The 20,338-nt window shown below is 65.3% G+C and carries 21 protein-coding genes and 3 tRNA genes; 13 read left to right on the top strand and 11 right to left on the bottom strand.

The features are described 5' to 3' along the window. Positions 1–41: 41 nt before the first annotated feature. Positions 42–116: transfer RNA gene (locus A8950_RS14605), tRNA-Asn, on the bottom strand. A gap of 265 nt (positions 117–381) precedes the next feature. On the opposite strand from A8950_RS14605, the gene A8950_RS14600 reads away from it, so the two are divergent. After that, positions 382–1,122, top strand: coding sequence for a phosphocholine cytidylyltransferase family protein (locus tag A8950_RS14600; RefSeq protein WP_133614425.1), 741 nt, complete (start codon positions 382–384; stop codon positions 1,120–1,122). Positions 1,123–2,165: 1,043 nt separating this feature from the next. Here the strand turns inward: A8950_RS14600 and xth are convergent. Next, positions 2,166–2,960 carry an exodeoxyribonuclease III gene (gene xth / locus A8950_RS14595; RefSeq protein WP_133614424.1) on the bottom strand — a complete coding sequence of 265 codons (795 nt, stop codon included), beginning with the start codon at positions 2,958–2,960 and terminating at the stop codon, positions 2,166–2,168. A 16-nt stretch (positions 2,961–2,976) separates the two neighbouring features. Beyond that, the gene (gene erpA, locus A8950_RS14590) at positions 2,977–3,324 is read right to left on the bottom strand and encodes an iron-sulfur cluster insertion protein ErpA (RefSeq protein ID WP_133614423.1); all 348 of its coding nucleotides are present in this window, start codon (positions 3,322–3,324) and stop codon (positions 2,977–2,979) included. A 196-nt stretch (positions 3,325–3,520) separates the two neighbouring features. On the opposite strand from erpA, the gene A8950_RS14585 reads away from it, so the two are divergent. The 7 genes from A8950_RS14585 to A8950_RS14550 all read left to right on the top strand — a co-directional run bounded on the left by A8950_RS14585 (position 3,521) and on the right by A8950_RS14550 (position 10,423). After that, positions 3,521–4,708, top strand: coding sequence for a deoxyguanosinetriphosphate triphosphohydrolase (locus A8950_RS14585; protein WP_133614422.1), 1,188 nt, complete (start codon positions 3,521–3,523; stop codon positions 4,706–4,708). Between the two features lie 156 nt (positions 4,709–4,864). Further along, complete coding sequence (locus A8950_RS14580; RefSeq protein WP_166645194.1) at positions 4,865–6,214, top strand: SPOR domain-containing protein; 1,350 nt, start codon at positions 4,865–4,867, stop codon at positions 6,212–6,214. Positions 6,215–6,238: 24 nt separating this feature from the next. Continuing rightward, a complete protein-coding gene (nagZ, locus tag A8950_RS14575) occupies positions 6,239–7,243 on the top strand; it encodes a beta-N-acetylhexosaminidase (protein ID WP_133614420.1) in 1,005 nt (334 codons plus the stop codon). A 63-nt stretch (positions 7,244–7,306) separates the two neighbouring features. Next, positions 7,307–8,005 carry a site-2 protease family protein gene (locus A8950_RS14570; protein ID WP_243735658.1) on the top strand — a complete coding sequence of 233 codons (699 nt, stop codon included), beginning with the start codon at positions 7,307–7,309 and terminating at the stop codon, positions 8,003–8,005. Positions 8,006–8,029: 24 nt separating this feature from the next. Next, positions 8,030–8,917, top strand: a complete 888-nt coding sequence (locus A8950_RS14565) for a segregation and condensation protein A (RefSeq protein ID WP_133614419.1) — start codon at positions 8,030–8,032, stop codon at positions 8,915–8,917. Then, positions 8,914–9,879, top strand: a complete 966-nt coding sequence (gene scpB / locus A8950_RS19695) for an SMC-Scp complex subunit ScpB (protein WP_208109870.1) — start codon at positions 8,914–8,916, stop codon at positions 9,877–9,879. Before A8950_RS14565 ends, scpB begins: the two co-directional genes overlap by 4 nt. Positions 9,880–9,991: 112 nt before the next feature. Continuing rightward, on the top strand, positions 9,992–10,423 hold the full coding sequence (locus tag A8950_RS14550; protein ID WP_133614418.1) for a CBS domain-containing protein: 432 nt from the start codon (positions 9,992–9,994) through the stop codon (positions 10,421–10,423). Positions 10,424–10,430: 7 nt separating this feature from the next. Here the strand turns inward: A8950_RS14550 and A8950_RS14545 are convergent, their stop codons facing one another. Next, a complete protein-coding gene (locus A8950_RS14545; protein WP_166645193.1) occupies positions 10,431–10,859 on the bottom strand; it encodes a PAS domain-containing protein in 429 nt (142 codons plus the stop codon). Positions 10,860–11,313: 454 nt separating this feature from the next. Beyond that, a complete protein-coding gene (locus A8950_RS14540) occupies positions 11,314–12,843 on the bottom strand; it encodes a PAS domain-containing sensor histidine kinase (RefSeq protein ID WP_133614416.1) in 1,530 nt (509 codons plus the stop codon). Between the two features lie 286 nt (positions 12,844–13,129). Between A8950_RS14540 and A8950_RS14535 the strand changes: the two genes are divergently transcribed. Further along, positions 13,130–14,302 (top strand): transglycosylase SLT domain-containing protein, encoded by a 1,173-nt coding sequence (locus A8950_RS14535; RefSeq protein WP_133614415.1) that lies wholly within the window; start codon positions 13,130–13,132, stop codon positions 14,300–14,302. 67 nt (positions 14,303–14,369) lie between these two features. Here A8950_RS14535 and A8950_RS14530 read toward each other — a convergent pair whose 3' ends face one another. From A8950_RS14530 to A8950_RS14520, 3 genes are all read right to left on the bottom strand, one after another. Next, positions 14,370–14,633, bottom strand: a complete 264-nt coding sequence (locus A8950_RS14530) for a hypothetical protein (RefSeq protein WP_133614414.1) — start codon at positions 14,631–14,633, stop codon at positions 14,370–14,372. Between the two features lie 143 nt (positions 14,634–14,776). Beyond that, positions 14,777–15,226 carry a CoA-binding protein gene (locus tag A8950_RS14525; RefSeq protein ID WP_208109869.1) on the bottom strand — a complete coding sequence of 150 codons (450 nt, stop codon included), beginning with the start codon at positions 15,224–15,226 and terminating at the stop codon, positions 14,777–14,779. A gap of 18 nt (positions 15,227–15,244) precedes the next feature. Beyond that, complete coding sequence (locus A8950_RS14520) at positions 15,245–16,114, bottom strand: phytanoyl-CoA dioxygenase family protein (RefSeq protein ID WP_208109868.1); 870 nt, start codon at positions 16,112–16,114, stop codon at positions 15,245–15,247. Between the two features lie 260 nt (positions 16,115–16,374). Here A8950_RS14520 and A8950_RS14515 point away from each other — a divergent pair, with 260 nt between their 5' ends. Further along, complete coding sequence (locus A8950_RS14515; protein ID WP_133614412.1) at positions 16,375–16,596, top strand: hypothetical protein; 222 nt, start codon at positions 16,375–16,377, stop codon at positions 16,594–16,596. 114 nt (positions 16,597–16,710) lie between these two features. On the opposite strand, the gene A8950_RS14510 is transcribed toward A8950_RS14515, so the two are convergent. The 3 genes from A8950_RS14510 to rlmB all read right to left on the bottom strand — a co-directional run bounded on the left by A8950_RS14510 (position 16,711) and on the right by rlmB (position 19,344). Beyond that, complete coding sequence (locus A8950_RS14510; protein ID WP_133614411.1) at positions 16,711–17,763, bottom strand: Fe(3+) ABC transporter substrate-binding protein; 1,053 nt, start codon at positions 17,761–17,763, stop codon at positions 16,711–16,713. 191 nt (positions 17,764–17,954) lie between these two features. Further along, positions 17,955–18,380 (bottom strand): EF-hand domain-containing protein, encoded by a 426-nt coding sequence (locus A8950_RS14505; protein WP_133614410.1) that lies wholly within the window; start codon positions 18,378–18,380, stop codon positions 17,955–17,957. 55 nt (positions 18,381–18,435) lie between these two features. Next, positions 18,436–19,344 (bottom strand): 23S rRNA (guanosine(2251)-2'-O)-methyltransferase RlmB, encoded by a 909-nt coding sequence (gene rlmB / locus A8950_RS14500; RefSeq protein ID WP_133614409.1) that lies wholly within the window; start codon positions 19,342–19,344, stop codon positions 18,436–18,438. A gap of 161 nt (positions 19,345–19,505) precedes the next feature. Here rlmB and A8950_RS14495 point away from each other — a divergent pair. From A8950_RS14495 to A8950_RS14485, 3 genes are all read left to right on the top strand, one after another. After that, positions 19,506–19,591: transfer RNA gene (locus tag A8950_RS14495), tRNA-Tyr, on the top strand. Positions 19,592–19,688: 97 nt separating this feature from the next. Next, positions 19,689–19,762, top strand: a tRNA-Gly gene (locus A8950_RS14490). Between the two features lie 80 nt (positions 19,763–19,842). Continuing rightward, the coding region (locus A8950_RS14485; RefSeq protein ID WP_133613819.1) for a GTP-binding protein at positions 19,843–20,338 on the top strand (496 nt) is incomplete at its 3' end.

The following is a 20,338-nucleotide window of genomic DNA, read 5'->3' as shown; positions in this document are numbered from 1 at the left end:
AAGCGCCGCCATCGGGTCGCGATGGCGGCGCTTTCTGATGATGGCTCCCCGGGCCGGATTCGAACCAGCGACCAACCGGTTAACAGCCGGTTGCTCTACCGCTGAGCTACCGGGGAAAAATCGGCAGCGGCCCCGGGTGAGGGGGCCAGCGTTGCGGGGCAGCTTATAGCAGAGGCATTCCGCTGCTGCAAACAGCTTTCTTGCCCCGGCGCGATCTCCGTTCCCCGTCACAAGCGCCTGATTCGGCGCGGAAATTCCCGACGCCGATTGTCGCACCGGGGCCATGCGGGGGTTGACAGCGGGGGCGACATTCTTGATCCTGCCGCGCCATTCGACCCACCGGCGCAACGCCGCCGGGCCAGATCATTCTTCGGAGATTCCATGAAGGCCGTCATCCTCAGCGCGGGCCAGGGTTCGCGACTGCTGCCCCTGACCGAAGGGCGCCCGAAATGCCTGCTGCCCCTCGGCAACAAGGGCGCGGGCGACCGGACGCTGCTCGAATGGCAGATCTGGGCGCTGACCCAGGGCGGCGTCGACGAGATCGCCGTGGTGGTGGGCTATCACGCCCAGGACGTCGTGGCGCTGCTCAAAAAGCTGGAAGGGCCCAAGCTGAAGATCCGCACGGTCTACAATCCCTTCTACAAGCTGGCCGACAATCTCGCCTCCTGCTGGATGGCGCGGCACGAGATGCAGGGCGATTTCGTCATCCTCAACGGCGACACGGTGATCGAGCCGAAGATCTTCCAGCAATTGATGGCGAGTCCTGCGGCACCCATCACCGTCACCATCGACAAGAAGGAATCCTACGATTCCGACGACATGAAGGTGCATCTCAAGGGCACGCGTCTGCTCGACATCGGCAAGACCCTGACCCCCGACCGCACCGATGGCGAATCGATCGGCATGCTGCTGTTCCGCGGCGAGGGGCCGAAGCTCTTCACCGACACGCTGGACGCCATCATGCACACGCCCGAAGGCCTCAAATGGTGGTATCTCCGCGCCATCGGCCAGATCGCGCAGGACCACCAGGTCGAGACCTGCTCGATCGAGGGCCTGCGCTGGGGCGAGGTCGATTTCCCCGCCGACCACGAACGCGTCTCGCAACTCGTCACCGGGTTCTGACGCGGTTCCGACACGCCGCCGGCGTGTAACACACTACGGTACGCGATCGGCGCGCCAGTGGCTCGCACCTCGCCGCAATTGACCTGTCATGGCCGCTTCAGGCGGGCCATCCACGAGTTCCTTTGCCGACATGCGTCGGCGGGTCCCAGGGAACGGGTCCGACCGGGCCGGGCCTCTCCTACCACAACCGTCATCCCCGGGCGAAGTCCCGGGGATCCAGTGATGCGACGGAGAGACTGGATGCCCGGGTCAAGCCCGGGCATGACGATTGGGAGATGGTTAGAGAGTTTCTATTTTGTTCTTGACATTCATACGCCGACCGCGTATATGACGCATTGTGCACACAATGGCGGTTCCGCCTGATCAGCGGCACCGCACCAGATGACCACTACAAAATACCCGGCGGCATTTGCCGCCATAGATGGAATGACCTGGTTGTCCCAGGGGCAAGCCGGCTTCAACCCTGCCATTGAGCGGGGCGCTCCGAGGTTCGAGAGCGGGCGGCGCATCCCGGAACCCTCGCGCTGGGGGGTGACGGCTCGTGGGTCCAGCCGCGAGGGAGATTCCCTCGCGCCTGCACCCGGGGAGCCACAGCGCCTACAGGCCGGCAGCAGCCGGTCCCCCGGAGCCAGCGGGTCAGCGGCTCCCCTCCGGGCCGGCGGGTTGCCGGCGTCCCCTCGGCGCGTGGCATGCCCATGTTCGCCCCTGCCGGTCGATGGCGGCGCGTGATCGCCCCCTCCGGCCGGCAGGCCCGGCATGGCGGTGAACGCGCCCCTCGCGGCGTGCGTCCTGGTCTCGGGCATGGCCGGATAACGCCAGGGCCCCAGGACCGGGCGGATGCCGGTTCCCCGATGGACGCTGCGGGTGTCGGCGCTCCCCCCGGTTCCAGGGAAAAGGATCCCGGCAGCCGCCCGTCGTAACAGGGGAAGGCATTGATGTCCGGGTCATTCCATCTGCGGCGGCGAAGGCGAAGAGAGATAAGCGAGGGAAAGCGGAATGGACGATAGGAGCAGGCACCAAACGGTCCCAGAAAGACGCGCCGCCTAGAGCCGCAACTCGCACCAGATCGGCGTGTGGTCGCTGGGCTTTTCCTTCTTGCGCGGGGCGCGGTCGATTTCGCAGGCCTCGAGGCAATCGGCCGCCTGGGGTGAGAGCATCAGATGGTCGATGCGCAATCCCTCGTCGCGCTGCCAGCGCCCGGCCTGGTAATCCCAGAAGGTATAGCGATGGCCCTCGGGATGCAGGTGGTGGAAGGCATCGGTATAGCCGAGCCATTGCAGGGCACGGAAATGCGCCCGCGTCTCCGGCCGGGCGAGCGCATCCTCGGCCCAGGCCGCCGGGTCATAGACGTCGTTGTCGGTCGGGATGACGTTGTAATCGCCGCCGAGGACCGTCGGCTCCTCCAGCTTCAGGAGCTCTGCCGCATGGGCCTTGAGGCGCTTCATCCAGGAAAGCTTGTAGGGGTACTTCTCGCTCTCCACCGGATTGCCGTTGGGGAGGTAGATCGAGGCGACGCGGAGCGCCTTCCATTTCTCCCCGTCCGGTGCATCGATGATGGCTTCCAGATAGCGCGCCTGCTCGTCGCCGTGATCGCCGGGCAGCGCCTTCAGCTCGATCTCCATGCGCGTGCGCGAGAGGATGGCGACGCCGTTATAGCTCTTCTGCCCGACGCAGGCGGCGTTGTAGCCGAGGCTCTCGAATTCCAGGCGCGGGAACTCGCCCTCGAGGCATTTGATCTCCTGCAGCAGGGCGACGTCCGGCTGCGCATCCTTCAGCCAGTCGAGCACGTTGGCGATTCGCGCGCGCAGCGAATTGACGTTGAAGGTGGCGATCTTCACCGGAACGGGTGCCGGGTCAGAGCGAGAAGGAACTGCCGCAGCCGCAGCTCGATTGCGCGTTCGGGTTCTTCACCTGGAAGGAGGCGCCGACCAGATCCTCGACGAAATCCACTTCCGAGCCCGCCAGCAATTCCAGCGAGGTGTCGTCGACCACCAGCTTGACGCCGTCGCGCTCGAACACGCGGTCGTCCTGCTGCACGCTCTTGTCGAAGGAAAAGCCGTATTGGAAGCCCGAGCAGCCACCGCCCGAGACCGAGAGGCGCAGCATCAAATCCCGGTCGCCTTCCATCTCGATGAGGGCGGCGATGCGCCTGGCGGCGCTCGCGCTCAGGCTGACCTCGGGGTGCGGTGTCATGTCGGTCATGCGGAATCCCAAACCGGCTGGTGCCAATGCCAATGCCAATAGCTATGCCAATAGCTATGCCTGAGCAAATATCTAGGAGATATCCGGCAAAAGTCAAACGCCGGCGGCGCATGGCAGGCATCACCGGCCTGATATTTCCACATAGTTTCAAGTGCTTCTGGTGGCGCCGGCGGGCTCGGCCTGCTAGGGTCGGCCAATGCAGCTTGCCCCTTATGCCTGTGATCCCAAGGACAGCCGCGGCCGCCTGGTGCCGGAGGCGGAAAGCCCGATGCGCAGCTGTTTCCAGCGCGACCGCGACCGGGTGATCCATTCCACCGCCTTCCGCCGCCTCAAGCACAAGACCCAGGTCTTTGTCTCGCATGAGGGCGATCACTACCGCACGCGCCTCACCCACAGCCTCGAAGTGGCGCAGATCGCCCGCACCATTGCCCGCGCGCTTGGCCTCAACGAGGACCTGGCCGAGGCCCTGGCGCTGGCCCACGATCTCGGCCATCCGCCCTTCGGCCATGCTGGCGAGGAGGCGCTCAATGCCTGCCTCGCCGAGTTCGGCAGCTTCGACCACAACGAACAGACCTTCCGCGTGTTGACAAGGCTCGAGCGCCGCTATGCCGCCTTCGACGGCCTCAACCTGACCTGGGAGATGCTGGAGGGGATCGTCAAGCATAACGGGCCGTTGACCGGCCCCCATGCCAGTGCGAAGGCAATCGCGCATGGTGTGCCGGCAACCATCGCCCTGGCCGATGCCGCCTGGCCGCTCGATCTTGCCGGCTTCGCCAGTGCCGAGGCGCAAGTGGCGGCGCTCTCCGACGACATCGCCTACAACAACCACGATCTCGATGACGGGCTGCGCGCCGGCCTCTTCACGGTCGCCGATCTTGGCGACGTGCCGCTGGCCGGGCCGGTCTTCGCCGAGGTGCTGCGGCGCTATCCGGGGCTGGAGGTCAGCCGCGTCATTCACGAGGCGGTGCGGCGCATGATCAACCTGATGGTGGCCGACGTGCTCGCGGAAAGCCGCCTGCGGCTGGCCGGCGCCGGCTCGGCCGCCGACATCCGCCAGCGCGCTTCACCGGTGATCGCCTTCTCGGCGGCGATGCGCGAGAACGAGATCGGCCTCAAGCGCTTCCTGTTCCAGCACATGTACCGCCATGACCGCGTCAACCAGACCATGGCCGAGGCGAAGGCGCTGGTGCGCGATCTCTTTCTCTGGCATTTCGCGCGGCCCGATCTGCTGCCGCCGGAATGGGCGCGCGAGTTCAGCGGCGGCGACCCCCGCCAGCGCGCCCGGGGTGTCGCCGATTACATCGCCGGCATGACCGACAAGTTCGCCCTCGAGACGCATCGGCGGATGCGCGACGAGGGGTCGGTTGTTTCAGAAAAATCCTAGCTGAATCTATGTCTTAACCACGTCGATCACGGCCCTGTCGCTTGACCGACTCGGCTTCCTGCTGGTTTGATTCCAGCATGGCTGGCGGGGTGATTCCCGGACCGGCTATGCGCCTTGCCCCGGCGCCAGAACGGGGCACCATCAAGGAATGCGCCGATGACGACCGAACCGAGCCCCCGGGCCGAGCAGATCCAAGCCAATGTCGCGGCGGCGCTCAGCCGCCTGCGCGGCGAACCCGCACAGGGTCCGGTTTCGCAAGGCCCGGTGTCACAGGGTCCGGTGTCACAGGGTCCGGTGTCACAGGGTCCGGTGTCACAGGGTCCTGTAGGACAGGGCCCGCTGCCGCAGGCCGTCATGCCGGCCGGAGATCCCGGGCGCGACCAGATCCTGACCGGGGACGAGCCGCTCTTCGACGTCGATGCGCCGCCGGCGGGGGCCAATGCGCCCGGATTGGGCGCACCGGATCGCGGCATGGCATTGGGCGGGGCATCGGCCGGCGCGCCGGCGCACGAGGCGGCGCCCGTACAATCTGCCCCCGCACAATCTGCGTTCGAGCGCCTGACCGGCCTGAAGCCGGCGGCCGCCGAGGCGAGCGACCAGCAGCCGGATCTGCTGCAGGGTATTGGCGTGCCGCCGCCGCCATTAGCCGACCTGCCGGATGCCGAGGCCGAGGCGGCGCGTCACCGTCGCCGGCGCAACCGCCTGTTGCTTGGCGCGGCGGCCATCGCCCTGCTGGGCGGGTTCTGGATCCTCAGCGGCGGCGATGCACCCGAGGGCGAGGTGCCGGTCATTGCCGCCGACAGCTCGCCGGAGCGGGTCAAGCCGGCCGAGGAGGGTGGCCTCGACATCCCCAACCAGGATGTCGCCATCCTCAATGACGGCACCGAGGCCAATGCCGCCGCCGGCGAGACGGTCCTGCCGGCACCGGAGGAGCCGGTGGCGCCCCCGCCGCCGCCGGAACTGGTCACTGAGCCGGCCGCGCCCGCCGCCGCACCGGCTGCCGCCATTCCGAGCGTTTCCGCCCCGGACGTGGCGGCCATTCCCAGCGTGCCGGCCCCCAGCCTTCCGGCGCCCACCGACCTTGGTCCGACCGACCAGGCTCCTGTCGATCCGGCAGCGGCCACCCAGACAGCCACGCCGGAACCGGCGGCGGCAGCGCCGGCCGCGCAGCAGGAGAGCGGCGGCGCGGATGCCGCCGCGCCGGCCACAGCCGACACGGGGCTGCCCAAGGTGACGGCGGCGATCCAGCCGGTCCCGGGCGGCAAGGTCCGCATCCAGCTCGCCTCGGTGAAGTCCGAGGATGGTGCACGAGCGGAATGGTCGCGGCTGCAGCGGGCCTATCCGGCCATCCTCGGCGGGCTCGAGCTCCATATCGAGCGCTTCGAGAAAAGCCCCGGTGACATCTATTTCCGGGTCCAGGCCGGCCCGCTCGGCGACAAGGCCAGCGCCCGTCAAATTTGCGGCGATTTAAAGCAGAAAAATCAAGCCTGTATCGTCGCTAACTGAGGCATTACATCAGGGGAATTTGAGATGCCATTGGCAGCCATTCTGGGCTGCGCCGGGCCGGATTTGACGGCGGCCGAGCGCGATTTCTTCCGGTCGGCCGACCCGCTGGGCTTTATCCTCTTCGCCCGCAACCTGGTCGATCCGGACCAGGTACGTCGCCTCTGCGCCGATCTCAGGGCCAGCATCGGCCGCGCCGATGCGCCCATACTCATCGACCAGGAGGGGGGAAGGGTGGCGCGGCTCCGACCGCCGCATTGGCGCCATCCGCCGGCGGCCGAGCGCTTCGGCCTGCTGGCCGCCGCCGACCGGGCACGGGCCGCCCAGGCGGTCCGGGTCAACCACGCCCTGATGGCGGCGGAACTCCGCGACATCGGGCTCAATGTCGATTGCGCGCCGATGGTCGATGTCCGCGCCCCCGGGGCCCACGACATCATCGGCGACCGCGCCTTTGGCACCGATCCCTATCTGGTGGCCGATCTGGGGCGGGCGGCAGCCGAGGGGCTGCTCTCGGGCGGGGTCATGCCGGTCATCAAGCATATTCCCGGCCATGGCCGGTCCATGGTCGACAGCCATCACGATTTGCCGCGGGTGGAGACCGATTTCGACACCCTGGCCGAGACCGATTTCGTGCCCTTCCGGGCGCTCAACGACATCCCCTGGGCGATGACCGCCCATATCGTCTACAGCGCGATCGACCCCATGCAGCCGGCGACTCTCAGCCCGACCGTGATCGCCGAGGTGATCCGCGGCGAGATCGGCTTTGCCGGTCTGCTGGTCTCCGACGATCTCTCCATGAAGGCGCTCAGGGGCGGCCTCGACGAACTGGCCGCGGCCAGCCTTGCCGCCGGCTGCGACGTCGTTCTCCACTGCAATGGCGACATGGCTGAGATGGAGCAGGTGGTCCGGGGCGCCAGACCCTTGTCGCCGGCGGGCGAAGCCCGATATGAACAGGGCCAGCGGCGCCTCAACCCGGAACCGGACCAGGATCGCGCCGAGATGCTGGACGAGCTTTCTTCTCTATTGGCTTGATTTTCAATATTTAACTGAACAGATGTGTCGCGACCGGCTTCGGGCGCGACAGGGAGCGGGACTTTGAGCGGAGCCGAGATCGGCAGTTTCCTTCAGACAGCGTCGACCTGGGTGCTGCCGGTCCTGCTGGCCATCACGATCCACGAGGCGTCGCACGGCTATGTCGCCTGGCGCCTGGGTGACGACACTGCCTATCGTCTGGGCCGCGTCACCTTCAACCCGTTCCGGCATATCGATCCCTTCGGGACCGTCGTCCTGCCGGCACTGCTCTATTTCTCCTTCGGGATCCCGTTCGGCTACGCCAAGCCGGTACCGGTCAATTTCGGCCGGTTGCGGAATCCGCGGCGGGATTCCGCCCTGGTGGCGGCGGCGGGGCCCGGCAGCAACCTTATCCTGGCGGTCTGTTCCGCGCTTGCCATCTACGCGCTGCCGCTGATGCCGGAGGGGGTCGATCTCTGGGCGGCGCGGACGCTGCAGAATTCCTTGATACTCAACGTCATACTGGCGCTCTTTAACATGTTGCCCTTGCTGCCGCTGGATGGCGGGCGGGTGCTGGCGATGGCGCTGCCGCGGCAATTGGCGATCCCCTATATGCGGACCGAAAGGTTCGGCATGATGCTGATCCTGACCCTGGTCGTGCTGCTGCCCTTCATCGGTGCGCAATTGGGTACCAATCTCAGTATTTTGGGCTGGCTTTTGCATACGCCGACCGCCTATGTCGTGAATCTGATCCTGCGTCTGGTCGGGATCGATGTGGGGTGATTCTTTGAACAGGGCTTCGGTTTGATGGCGCAGTGGATCGCCGATGACGACAACAACCCGGTGCCGGACGAGTCCGGGCCGGAAGGCGCTGGCGTACCGCCTGCGGCGGAGGGGGGGGACGACCAGCCGCCGGCCGCCGCCAATGACGACGGCGATTTGCATCTCGACCTCGACGGCTATGAAGGGCCGATCGACGTCCTCCTCAACCTGGCCCGCGACCAGAAGGTCGACCTCAAGAAGATCTCGATCCTGGAACTGGCCGACCAGTATCTCGCTTTCGTCGCCCGGGCGCGCAAGCTGCGCCTGGAACTGGCGGCCGATTATCTGGTCATGGCGGCCTGGCTCGCCTATCTCAAATCCCGCCTGCTGCTGCCCGAACCGCCGGGCGACGGCGAACCGACCGGCGTCGAACTGGCCGCCGCCCTGGCCTTCCAGCTGCAGCGCCTGGAAGCGATGCAGAAGGCCGGTCAGGCGATGCTGGACCTGCCGCAGCTGGGGCGCGACACTTTCATGCGCGGCGCCCCGGAACCGATGAAGGTGGTCGACGTGCCGGTCTACGAGCTTTCGCTCTACGACCTCCTCAAGGCCTACGGCACCCATCCCGGCCGCAAGCGCGAGGCGATGCTGCAGATCCAGCCCCTCAATCTGTTCTCGATGGATGACGCGCTGAAGCGGATCGGCGATTTCATCGGCCGGACGCTGGACTGGACCATGCTGCAGAATTTCCTGCCAGAAGGCCTGCGCCAGCCCCTGCAGCGCCGCGCCGCCGTGGCTGCGACCTTTGCCGCCAGCCTCGAACTGGCCCGTTCGGGCGTCATCAACCTGCGCCAGGACAGCCTGTTCGGGCCGATCTACCTGAAGCGCGCCGATCCGGATCGGCGCGATACCGCCAATGAAGTGACCCCATCATGAGTGAAGAGCGTTTCGAGACCCTGCGCCATCTGGAGGCGATCCTGTTCGCCGCCTCCGAGGCCCTCAGCGAAAAGGTGCTGAAGCAGCGCCTGCCGGAAGATGCCGACCTCAAGGGCCTGTTGCAGGAGTTGAAGGAGCACTACGCCAATCGCGGCGTCATGTTGATGCAGTTCGAGGACCGCTGGGCCTTCCGCACCGCGCCCGACCTGTCGCACCGCATGTCGATCGAGCGCAAGGTGGTGAAGAAGCTGACCCGTGCCGCGGTCGAGACGCTGGCCATCATCGCCTATCACCAGCCGGTCACCAGGGCCGAGATCGAGGAGATTCGTGGCGTCGCCATTTCCAAGGGCACCCTCGATTCGCTGCTCGAAGCCGACTGGATCAAGCCGGCCGGCCGGCGCGAGACGCCGGGCCGCCCGGTAGTCTGGGCCACCACGACCGGCTTCCTCGAGCATTTCGGCCTGGAGAGCTGCGAGGCCCTGCCGGGTATCGAGGAATTGCGCGCGGCCGGGCTGCTCGACGCCCGCTCCGCCATCTCAACCCTCGGCACCCAGGCGGCAGCAGCCGGCCATGCCCTGCCGGCGGAAGAGGGCGAGGATGAAGACGAGGCGGCGGCGGCGATCGAATTGCGCGGCGAGCCGGAGGCCGATGCCGTCGGTGACGCGGCGGCGGAAGAGGATGCCGGTGGGGCCGATGACGATTACGACGCGGCTGTCCTGGCCCGGGCCGAGGCGGCGGCCGGTGCGGTCGATTTCGCAGCTGCGGAAGAAGAGGCCGGGGAAGCCGACGGCGCAGACAGAGACGAAGACGAAGACGAAGACGACGAAGCGGACGACGCCGCTGACGATGACGACGATGACGCTGAAGACGGCGACTACGAAGACGAAGACGAAGACGAAGACGAGGACGAGGACGAGGACGAGGACGAGGACGAGGACGAACGCAAGGTGACCGGCGCCTGAAGGCGCGCGGGGTTGTCCATCTCGCACCTGCCAAAATGATTGCTTTGGGGTAAAACCGCGCTACGCTATCCGAGTAATGGCCGCGCTGCGGCCGCTAGGAGGGGTGGCTGCGATGACTGTTGCGAGCATCCTCAAGCAGAAGTCGGATCGCCTGATCTCGGTCAAGGAAGCAGACAGCCTTGCCGACGTGGCGCAGATCCTGACCCGCGAGAATATCGGCGCCGTACCGGTGCTGGATTCCGGCGGCGATATGGTCGGCATCATTTCCGAACGCGACATCGTCCGGCAGATCGCGCGTGACGGTGCCGGGGTCCTGATGCAGCCGGTCGGCAAGATCATGACCCGCAATGTCATCTGCTGCGGGCCGGATGATTCCGTCGCCGCCACCATGGCGATGATGACGGCGCGCCGGTTCAGGCATCTGCCGGTGCGGTCGCAGAACAAGATCGTCGGCATGATTTCGATCGGCGATCTGGTCAAGCGCCGGGTCGAGGATGCCGAGCGCGAGGCCGAGGAATTGCGGGAGTATATCGTGCGCGGCTGAGGCGCAATCAGCGCATGGTGACGCCGGCGTCGCTGCGAAAATAGATCCCAACCAGCACCATATCGACGCGGTCGCCGTCATTGGACAGCGGCAGGATCAGTTTTGCCTGGCGCGAGAATACGCCATCGCTGTTGATGAATTCACTTTCGATGTAGCGGGGCCGCTTGCTTTCGACCACCGGGCGATACTGCTCCAGGATCAGTTCGCGCTCTTCTTCCGAGGTCAGGGTCTCGATGCCGCGGCCGGTGCGCGCGGAGCCGTAATAGTGCTCGAGATTGGTGCCGTCGAGGCGGACCCGATAGGTGGTGATGTCGCCCGGAAACTCGACCAGCATCAGATTGCCGAGCCAGTCCTTCATTTCCAGCGGATCGATATCCTTGCGCCCGGGCAGCGGGCGCGCGCCTCTCTTGTCGCTCCAGTAACCGTAGAGCGACATCAGTCTGGGATCTGTTATCCCGTTTGGCGCTTCGGTAGCGATGTTGATCATCCTGGTTACGCAGTGACGCCGCGGATACGGCAATGAATCTAGTCGAGTAGCGGATTGTACTCATCAAGATTCTTAAGAAATTATTAGTGATAAAATTTATCTAAACTCACACCAAATCACTGCATTCAAGCATGAAATGCGAGTCCAGGTTGTGGCCGCAGGCATGCTTCGCCATTCAATTTGTGTTGGATGGACGCAAAATATGAGCCTTCCAGCGCATACCCTTGCTGCGCTGTTGAGTGGCAGCGTCCTATAACGTGTGAAAGAAATTCAATCACTGCGTGTTGTCGATCCGGAAGGATTGCAGCAAGAATCTTCGGGTTCTTCGCCAAAAGTCGATCGCTTCAATTTTAGTAAAATTTCTCGAGGCAGGAATTTGCCAAACAACCACCATGAGGCAACATCAGGGTGACGGCGCGACGCGTGCAGGTGGCCCCAGAACGCGCCCGGACGGCAATGTTGCGCGGACCGTCGTGCCGTGGCCGACGCGGCTGTCGATCGTGATGCTGCCCTGGTGCAGTTCGATCAGGCTGCGACAGATGGCGAGGCCCAGTCCGGTCCCCTCGCGCTGGTGGTGCGACGACCGGTTCGATTGCACGAAGGGTTCGAAGATGCGGCCGAGATCGGCAGCCGGAATGCCGATCCCGCTGTCCCGCACGCTCAGCACAAAATCGCCCGCGGGCGCTACCTCGAGGCCGATCGTGACGCTGCCGCCGCGTGGCGTGAACTTGACCGCATTGGTAAGCAGGTTGAGCAGCACCTGCAGCAGGCGCCGGCGATCACCGCGTACCATCGGCAGTCCGGGCTGCAGCGCGCTGCGCAGGGTGACCGCGCCCTGGCGGGCACGCTCGGCGACGATGGTGGTCGCCTGTTCGACGACCTGCACCATGTCGACCGGCTGTTCATCCAGTTCCGCCTTGCCCGATTCAAGCTTGGAATAGTCCAGGATCTCGCTGATCAGCGTCACCAAGATGCCGGCGCTGCCATGGATGTCGCGCGCATACTCGTTGATGCGCTGAAGTTCCGGCTTGTCCCGGGTCATCAACTCGGTCAGTTCGGAGAACCCCATGATGGCGTTGAGCGGCGTGCGCAACTCGTGGCTCATATTGGCCAGGAATTCGCTCTTGGCGCGGTTCGAGGATTCCGCCTCGCGCCGCGCCAGGAGCAACTGCCGCTCCACCTTCTTGCGTTCCGAAATATCCTCGACCGAGCCTTCATAATGCAGCGGTTTGCCATCGGCATCCCGGATCAGGCGCGCATTCTCGGAGATCCAGATTCGTTCGCGCGTCTTGTGGCGGAAGATTTCGGATTCGAAATTGCGCACGATACCGTCGCGGTTCATCTGTTCGACGAATTGCGCGCGTCGATTGGGGTCGACATACCATTCGTTGCCGATGTCGTTGACGCAGCGGATCAGTTCCTCGGGGCTGTCGTAGCCATTGATCCGGGCCAGCGCCTGGTTGGCGCTGATCATGCCGCCATCCAGGCTGGAGACATAGATGCCGCCGACCGCGTTGTCGAACAGGCTGCGATAGCGTTCCTCGGCCTCGCGCAATCTTTGCTGCGAATGGATCAGGGCGGTAACGTCGATGGCCGTGCCGACGACGACGGAGTTGCCTTCCGAATCCCGGTGCAGACTGACCGATTGCGAGATCCACAGGCGCTGGCCATCCGGGCGCAGCACCTCGCTGACCTCGTGGGTCAGGTGACCCTCGCGCGCGATCTTGGCGATCAGGCGCTGGCGCTCCTGCGGATCGACGAAGATGGAATCGAGCCGGTCGGCGATTGCCGCCATCAGGGCAGGCACGTCGGCAAAGCCCAGCATCCTGGCAAAGGCCTGGTTGGCCGAAAGCAGCGGGCCACCATGGACGGCCAGATAGATGCCGACGTCGATCGTCTCGAATGCCAGGCGATGAAATGAATCGCTCTTCACAGATCTGTCGGTCCGGAAACTGATTCGTCACCCCACGGCTATTTGACACTGTTACGCGCCGAATGAAAACCGGTCGGCTTCTATTCCTGGGTGAGTCAGCGGCGATTTACCGGCGCAGTTCGCTTGGCATGCCATTTGCTGAACTACCGCTGAAATCGATCCACGCGGCAGAAAGCGGCAAATTCATGGCCTGGAAGGCAGCGACGCAAGGGGTGGAGGCGGCAAAACTTGCCGAGCGTACCGCCATGTCCGCCGGCACTGAGACTGCCGGAACGGAGTGGAAAGCATGCTGAGCGGGATGGTGACACTCTCGACTGCGAGCGGCCAGGCAGTGGCGATCCGGCCGGACGTCCTCTCTGGCATCCAGGAGGCCAGCGCCTCCACCGGCGTGGATTTCGCCTATCTGATGGCGCAGGCCAACCGGGAAAGCAGCTTCAACCCGACGGCTCAGGCTAAGTCGTCCTCGGCTGCCGGGCTCTACCAGTTCATCGAACAGACCTGGCTTGGCGTGGTGAAGGCGCATGGCGCGGAATACGGCCGGGCCGACCTTGCCGACCAGATCGAGCGGCGCGGCGACGGGCGCTATGTCGTCGCCGATGCAGCGACCCGGCGCGAGATTCTCGACCTGCGGCGCGATCCCGCCTTTGCCGCCGCCATGGCCGCGGAGCATGCCGCCGACAACAAGGCAAAGCTTGAGGAGAAGCTCGGCCGCGAAGTGACCAGCGCCGATCTCTACATGGCGCATTTCCTCGGCATCAGCGGGGCAATCAAGTTCCTCCGCACCGAGGCCGCGAACCCCGAGCGCACGGGGGCCAGCCTGTTTCCCAAGGCCGCCGCCGCCAATCCGGCGGTGTTCTATACCGCGGACGGCCGGCCGCGATCGGTCGCCGAGATCTATCAGCGCTTTGAGAAGAGCATCAATGCCGACATGGCGACCTACGCCGCACTGGAAGAGGTCGAGGCGGAGGCGGATACGCAGCTTGCCGCGGCGGGTCAGGAAACACCGCCGCACATATCCCGCAACGCTGCCGCCATTGAGCCGCCGGCCGGACTAATCGCCATGGCGGGCTGGTCGGGAAGCCGTCTGCCGCCGCCGCCCGGCGCACTGGCCGCCGGCAATTCTGCATCAGGCACCGTGCCGGAAATTCGCGGCGCCGGCCGCGTCGGCGGCTTGCTGTCGCCCCTGCTGCTGGTAACCCTGGCGGCGCTGCCCGTCAGCAATGACGAAGTGCATGGCGACAAGGCGAAGGATGCCGCGGCCAAGGACAATACGGAACAGGACACTGCGGCCAAGGATACTGCGATGGCCGAATCGGCGCCTGACGCCGGCGCCCGGTCCGATGCGCCGGCGCTGCCCGAACGGCCCCAGGCCAGTCCCAGCCTCATTCAGCGGGCCGTGGTCAACGGCTTCTTCGATCCGCTGCGGCTTGATCCCGCGGCATTCACCTTCACCAGCTGATCGGCTTGATCCCGCGTGGCGGGCCAGGTTGCGGACGGCAGCTCTCCCGCCGGCCACGGCCCGTTAGTCAGTGCCGCGTCGCTTCGATGGCGCGGCGGCCGGCCTCGGTCAGCTTGCAGACCAGCCAGTCGGGCTTCAGCGGGTTGGTGAACCAGGGCTCGGCCCAGCCGTGATCGATGCAGGCGCGGATGGTGCGCTCGTTGATGCGCTGGCCCCATTCGTCGAACAGGGGCAGCTTGCCGCCCGGTTGCTTCAATCCCTTGGTCAGCCAGTTCAGCTCGGTCTCGGTCGGCTTTTCGCTGGCAGTGGCGGCACTTGATCCCCGCGGCATCGTCATCCTCAGAACTCTACCCCTTGTCGGCCGACAATAGCGCAAAGCATGAGGGGCGCCAAGGATCGCGGCAGGATCGCTGGGCGACAGGCGGGGCAGCCGTGTGTGGATTTGCGCCCGTGGATTTGCGCCCTGAGCCGCAACTAGTCCTCGTGACGGCCGCCAAAGAGGCGCGGGATCTCGATCGCCGGGCAACGATCCATGACGATATCGATCCCCGCCGCGCGCGCCTCCGCGGCTGCCGTCTCGTTGACGACGCCGAGTTGCATCCAGATGGCGCGCGCCTTGATCGCAATGCCCTCCCGCGCCGCCGCCAGCGCGTCGGCGGAATTGCGGAAGATGTCGACCATGTCGATGCCGCCCGATCTTGCTTCCGGGATGTCGGCGAGGCGCGCATAGACCTTTTCGCCGTTGAGCGTCTGCCCGGCAAGGCCCGGATTGACCGGGATGACGCGATAGCCGCGCTGCTGCAGGAAGCGCATCACGCCATGGCTGGGCCGCTCCGGCTTGTTGCTGGCGCCGACCAGCGCAATCGTCTTCGTCTGGCCCAGGATACGGCGCAGCAATTCGTCCGTCACAGTATGGCTCGTCATTCTTTTCTCGACCTCGTGTCAGCCGTCATAGCTTGCCGCCTGCTGGCCGAAGAACGACGCCGTCGTTGGCAGCTGCGGCAACCGCAACTCATTCGTCACGCAACGCACGCGGCCGCTGCGCGTTCCGTGGACGATGCGGCCCTCGTGGCGGCTGGGCAGGGGATTCGGCGATAGCGGCACGGCATCCTCGGCCGAATAGACACAGATGAAAAGCGTCCGCGGCTGTGCCGAAAGATTGGGGGCGGAGCCGTGCAGCAGGCGCGTGTGCATGAAACAGACGGCGCCGGCCGGGCCGACGCATTGACGCGAGCGCGCCAGCATCCCGGCCTCGTCGTCGCGCGCAACGGCGCCGGTGAAGCGACCGTCATGCCACAAATCGTAGAGCGGGCCGCGATGAGACCCGGGCAGGACTTCAAGCGGGCCGTTTTCCGGCGTGACCTCGTCGACGAAGATCAGTGCCGTGACGAGGTCGTCATTGCTGTGCGGCGTGAAGGGGAAGTCCTGATGCCATTTCACCTGGGTGGCGCTGCCAGGCAGTTTCGAGTTGATCTTGGAATGGTGGAATTTCACATCGGGGCCGATGAGGTCGGCGACCATGGCGGGAATGCGGCTGGTCGCCATGACGGCCTCGTAAGCGGGGGAAATCTCGGTCGGCGAATTGACCCGCCGGAGGGCGGGGCGCTCAGCACTGTGGCCGGGTTCCAGATCGAAACGCGGCCGGCCGTCGAGAATCTCGCCCCAGGGCTGGCGATGGTGGCAACTCTCCGCCACCCATGCGGCGAAAGTCGCGCGGAGGGCGTCGAGTTCCGGTGTCGAGAGGGCGTTCTCGACCAGTACATAGCCGTCGCGCCAGAAAGCCTCATGCTGGCCCGGTGTGAGATGGCGCAAATTTTGTGGCGCTTGCGGCGCCGGGCTCGGCGTAGGGCACATCTCTCGGCTCTGCTCGCGGTGCATTTCAAAAAGCCTTCTGCGGCGGCAGCTTAACCGGGATGCTGGCGGATGGTCGACAGGCTTGCACGGCCGAATTTGGGCGGGCGGCAATAAAATTACTTAAAGTTCGATTAAATTCAGAGGCGATACCGCTTGCACGACCGGGGCAAAAGCCCAATCTTATGGGCAACGATAACCTTGTCTTGAGGAGGGTGCCGATGGTCGTCGCCCAAGTTGGATCGCTTGCCGCCGGTATCGAAGCGGCCCGTGTTTCCGGTGTGCAGCAGTCCTCGCAATCGGCCGCCACGCAGAACGCGCAGCGGCAGAGCAACGAGGTCGCGGAAGAGACTGGTCTGCGCCAGACCGAAGTCGTCGATGAAACCAACGGTGTCGACGCGTCCAGCAGCACCAGCAACCGCCGGCTCGACATCACCGTCTGAGACCGTACCGATTGCCAGAATCGTAAGCGCCGCCGGAGTGATCCGGTGGCGCTTCTGTTTGACCGCGAAATGATGCGGCCTGATCAGCCCCCAGCGGGAACAGGCTCAGCGGGATCAGGCCCAGCCGGCCCGGTCCATGATCTTCACCGCAACGGGGTTGTTGCGGCCGAGCGCTGAGACGTTGAGTTCGTCGTGCTTGAAATCGCCCCAGGCAGCGACGACGTCGGAGACCTTGGAGCCAGCCACCACGGGGTATTCGTAGTTGGCGCCGGAGAATATTTCCTGCGCCTGCGGCGTTGCCATGAACTCCAGGAACTTCACCGCATTGTCGCGATTGGGTGCATGTGCCGCGACGCCGGCGCCCGAGACATTGACGTGGGTGCCGCGATCGCCCTGGTTCGGGAAGAAGACGGCGAGGTTCTCAGCCTGCTTCTTCAGTTCTGCATCGTCGCCGCCAAGGATGCGCGCGAAGTAGTAGGTGTTGCTGATGGCGATGTCGCCCTGGCCGGCGATCAGCGCCTTGATCTGGTCGGTGTCGCCGCCTTCCGGCTTGCGCGCGAAATTGGCGACCAGGCCCTTTGCCCATTCCTCGGCCTTCGCTTCACCATGATGCTCGACCAGCGAGGCCAACAGGGACTGGTTGTAGATGTTGTTGGAGGAGCGGATCAGGATGCGGCCCTTCCATTTGGGATCGGCCAGATCCTCATAGGTCGAGAGGTCCTCAGGCTTCACCTTCGCCTTGTCGTAGACGATGACGCGGGCGCGGGTCGAGAAGCCGAACCAGTGGCCGCCGGGCTCGTGATACTGCGCCGGCACGTGCTGGCTGAGGAAATCGGATTTCACCGGCTGAAAGACGCCGGCTTCCTGGGCGCGCCACAAATTGCCGGCATCGACGGTGACGAAGATGTCGCAAGGCGACGAACTGCCTTCCAGCTTGACCCGCTCCATCAGTTCCTCGGCCTTGCCCTGGATCATGTTGACCTTGATCCCGGTCTCCTGGGTGAAGGCGGCAAAGAGCAGATCGTCTGCCGGATAGTGGCGGGCGCTGTAGAGATTGACCTCGCCAGCAGCCTGCGCCGCCTTGCCGGCGACGGCGAGGCCGGCGAGCGCCATGCTGCCGGCCGCGAATTGGCGGCGGGAGAGATTGCTGGATCTGGCGAAAGGCATGGGACTTCCCTTGATTGGTTGCGACGGGTGCAAGTGTTGCAAGTGAATGTCACTTGCGTTCTCGCAATCTGATGAGATTGCCAGTCAATTGCAAGCCCTTCGCAATGTGGGATGGCGTGTGCGGCGCCTATGGGCCGTGCAGCGGCCAGCGGTGCGGGAAAGCCGTATCCGGGGCCCGGGGGGAGCTTTGCTCAGTTGCCGCCGACGCCCAGGAATTCATCCCTGGAAATGCGGCCGTCGCCATTGGCATCCGCGCGCGCCAGGAAATCGACGCAATAGGCCTGGTCCTCGTTGAAGTCGACCTGGCCATCGCCATCGAAATCGGAGCGCTGGAACCGCGCGGTGAAAAAGTCGATGGCATCCTGCCGCTCGCCCGGAATCCCGAAGGTGTATTCGTCGAGCGAGAGGCGGCCGTTCTGGTCGGCATCGATGCGGCGGAATTCCTTGGCGGCGATGCGCTGCAGATCCTCGAGCAGCAGGAAGCCGTCCTTGTTCTGGTCGAGACGGTTGAAATACATGGCGCGGAAATCGGCCTTTTCCTGCGCCAGGGCAGGCATTCCCGCGCCGAGGGCGGAGAGGGTGAGCAGGGCCAGGAGCAGGCGGTTCGCGGCTTTCATCGGGCAGTTCCAGGAAACAGTGGCGAAACGGCGGTTGGCGAGCGGAAGCGGGCGCTCATCTTACCAGTTCATAGAGCGATATGGCGGCGGCGTTGGACACGTTCAGGTGACCGATCGGGCCGCTGGTCGGCAGGCGCACCAGGGCGTCGCAATGTTCCCGCGTCAGCCGGCGCAGGCCGCTGCCCTCGGCCCCGAGGCAGAGGGCAATTCGGCCGCCGGGCTTCATCTCGGCCAGCGTCTGGCGCCCCTCGGCGGCGAGGCCGAGGCACCAGAAACCGGCCTGCTTCAGTTCCTCCATGGCACGGACGAGATTGGTCACGCGCACCAGCGGCACATGTTCGAGGGCTCCCGAGGCGGCCTTGGCGAGGGTGCCGCTTTCCGGCGCCGCATGCCGTTCGGTCAGGATGACGCCGATGGCGCCGAATGCCGCAGCCGAGCGCAGGATGGCGCCGACATTGTGGGGATCGGTGACCTGGTCCAGCACGACCAGACCGGCCCGTTCGCGGGCCTGGGCCAGGTCGCAGATCTCGTAGATGTCGACCTCGGGCAGGGGCGATACCCGGGCCGCCAGCCCCTGATGCACGGCATCCCGCCCGAGCAGGCGATCGAGCGCCTCGCGCTCGACGATGTCCAACCCGGGGGTTTCCACCGCCTGCAGGTCCGGCCGCTCGCCGCGTCGGATTGCCGCGGCGGCGTCGGCCGTCGCCACGATCTGGTGAATCCGGCGGCGGGAATTGGCCAGGGCGGCGGCCACGGCATGGTGGCCGAACATCCAATATTGCCCGCCGGTGGGCGGTGAAAATTCCTGGCGCCGGGTATTGTCGGCCTTGCCGGGCAATTTTGTTGCCGAAAAATCCCGCTTCCCGGTCGATTCGGGGCGCTTGGCCGGGCGGCCATCGCTGCCCTCCGGCTGGCCCTTGCGGCGGTGTCTGTTGGGTGGGCCGGCATGCTTGCGCGGGGGCATCTCTGTCTCTATGATTGGGGTGACAAGCGAGCTTTACCGCAACTCCCTTCGGGCCGAAACGGAAATCGGCGCGACAGGGAGTTTTTGCTGTGTTTTCAAGTTGACACGGCCGGTTAAATGCTCATAAGTCCGCGTCTCCGCCCAGCGGAGTCGGTCGCGATGGAAGGGTGCCCGAGTGGCTAAAGGGGACGGGCTGTAAACCCGTTGGCTTCGGCCTACGTAGGTTCGAATCCTACCCCTTCCACCATCCGCCGCCCGGCCAGATTCTGGCCGGAAGGTGTGCCGCGGTAAGGCTCTGCCTCTAGAAGGCTGTGCCGCGGGGAGACGCTGTGGGAGTGGTGTGGGCGGGTGTAGCTCAATGGTAGAGCTCCAGCCTTCCAAGCTGGCTACGCGGGTTCGATTCCCGTCACCCGCTCCAAAGTTTCGCCGACGGCGTGCCGTCGGCAGGTTTGAGAGTTGAGACGACGAGCGCAATTCTGGTTCTAGGGTTATACGGACATGGCGAAGGCTAAATTCGAGCGTAACAAGCCGCACTGCAACATTGGCACGATCGGCCACGTTGACCACGGCAAGACGTCGCTGACGGCGGCGATCACGAAGGTTCTGGCGGAGACGGGCGGTGCGACGTTCACGGCCTATGACCAGATCGACAAGGCGCCGGAGGAGCGCGCGCGCGGGATCACGATCTCGACGGCGCATGTCGAGTACGAGACGACGAACCGGCACTACGCGCATGTGGACTGTCCGGGCCATGCCGACTACGTGAAGAACATGATCACGGGTGCGGCGCAGATGGATGGCGCCATCCTGGTGGTTTCGGCGGCCGACGGCCCGATGCCGCAGACCCGCGAGCACATCCTGCTGGCGCGCCAGGTCGGCGTTCCGGCGCTGGTTGTGTTCATGAACAAGTGCGACATGGTGGACGACGCGGAGCTGCTCGACCTGGTCGAGCTGGAAGTGCGCGAGTTGCTGTCGAAGTACGAATTCCCGGGCG

This window comes from Dongia mobilis, assembly GCF_004363235.1.
GTDB classification, from domain to species: Bacteria; Pseudomonadota; Alphaproteobacteria; order Dongiales; family Dongiaceae; genus Dongia; species Dongia mobilis.
Note: the sequence above shows the minus strand (reverse complement) of the source record. Positions and strands in the feature narration are given on the sequence as shown.

Excerpts from the sequence above, each read along its gene's own strand:
- A8950_RS14600 (WP_133614425.1), top strand. The coding sequence starts at position 382 with ATGAAGGCCGTCATCCTCAGCGCGGGCCAGGGTTCGCGACTGCTGCCC.
- erpA (WP_133614423.1), bottom strand. The coding sequence starts at position 3,324 with ATGACCGACATGACACCGCACCCCGAGGTCAGCCTGAGCGCGAGCGCC.
- A8950_RS14585 (WP_133614422.1), top strand. The coding sequence starts at position 3,521 with ATGCAGCTTGCCCCTTATGCCTGTGATCCCAAGGACAGCCGCGGCCGC.
- A8950_RS14580 (WP_166645194.1), top strand. The coding sequence starts at position 4,865 with ATGACGACCGAACCGAGCCCCCGGGCCGAGCAGATCCAAGCCAATGTC.
- nagZ (WP_133614420.1), top strand. The coding sequence starts at position 6,239 with ATGCCATTGGCAGCCATTCTGGGCTGCGCCGGGCCGGATTTGACGGCG.
- A8950_RS14565 (WP_133614419.1), top strand. The coding sequence starts at position 8,030 with ATGGCGCAGTGGATCGCCGATGACGACAACAACCCGGTGCCGGACGAG.
- scpB (WP_208109870.1), top strand. The coding sequence starts at position 8,914 with ATGAGTGAAGAGCGTTTCGAGACCCTGCGCCATCTGGAGGCGATCCTG.
- A8950_RS14550 (WP_133614418.1), top strand. The coding sequence starts at position 9,992 with ATGACTGTTGCGAGCATCCTCAAGCAGAAGTCGGATCGCCTGATCTCG.
- A8950_RS14545 (WP_166645193.1), bottom strand. The coding sequence starts at position 10,859 with ATGTCGCTCTACGGTTACTGGAGCGACAAGAGAGGCGCGCGCCCGCTG.
- A8950_RS14535 (WP_133614415.1), top strand. The coding sequence starts at position 13,130 with ATGCTGAGCGGGATGGTGACACTCTCGACTGCGAGCGGCCAGGCAGTG.
- A8950_RS14530 (WP_133614414.1), bottom strand. The coding sequence starts at position 14,633 with ATGCCGCGGGGATCAAGTGCCGCCACTGCCAGCGAAAAGCCGACCGAG.
- A8950_RS14525 (WP_208109869.1), bottom strand. The coding sequence starts at position 15,226 with ATGACGAGCCATACTGTGACGGACGAATTGCTGCGCCGTATCCTGGGC.
- A8950_RS14515 (WP_133614412.1), top strand. The coding sequence starts at position 16,375 with ATGGTCGTCGCCCAAGTTGGATCGCTTGCCGCCGGTATCGAAGCGGCC.
- A8950_RS14510 (WP_133614411.1), bottom strand. The coding sequence starts at position 17,763 with ATGCCTTTCGCCAGATCCAGCAATCTCTCCCGCCGCCAATTCGCGGCC.
- A8950_RS14505 (WP_133614410.1), bottom strand. The coding sequence starts at position 18,380 with ATGAAAGCCGCGAACCGCCTGCTCCTGGCCCTGCTCACCCTCTCCGCC.
- rlmB (WP_133614409.1), bottom strand. The coding sequence starts at position 19,344 with ATGCCCCCGCGCAAGCATGCCGGCCCACCCAACAGACACCGCCGCAAG.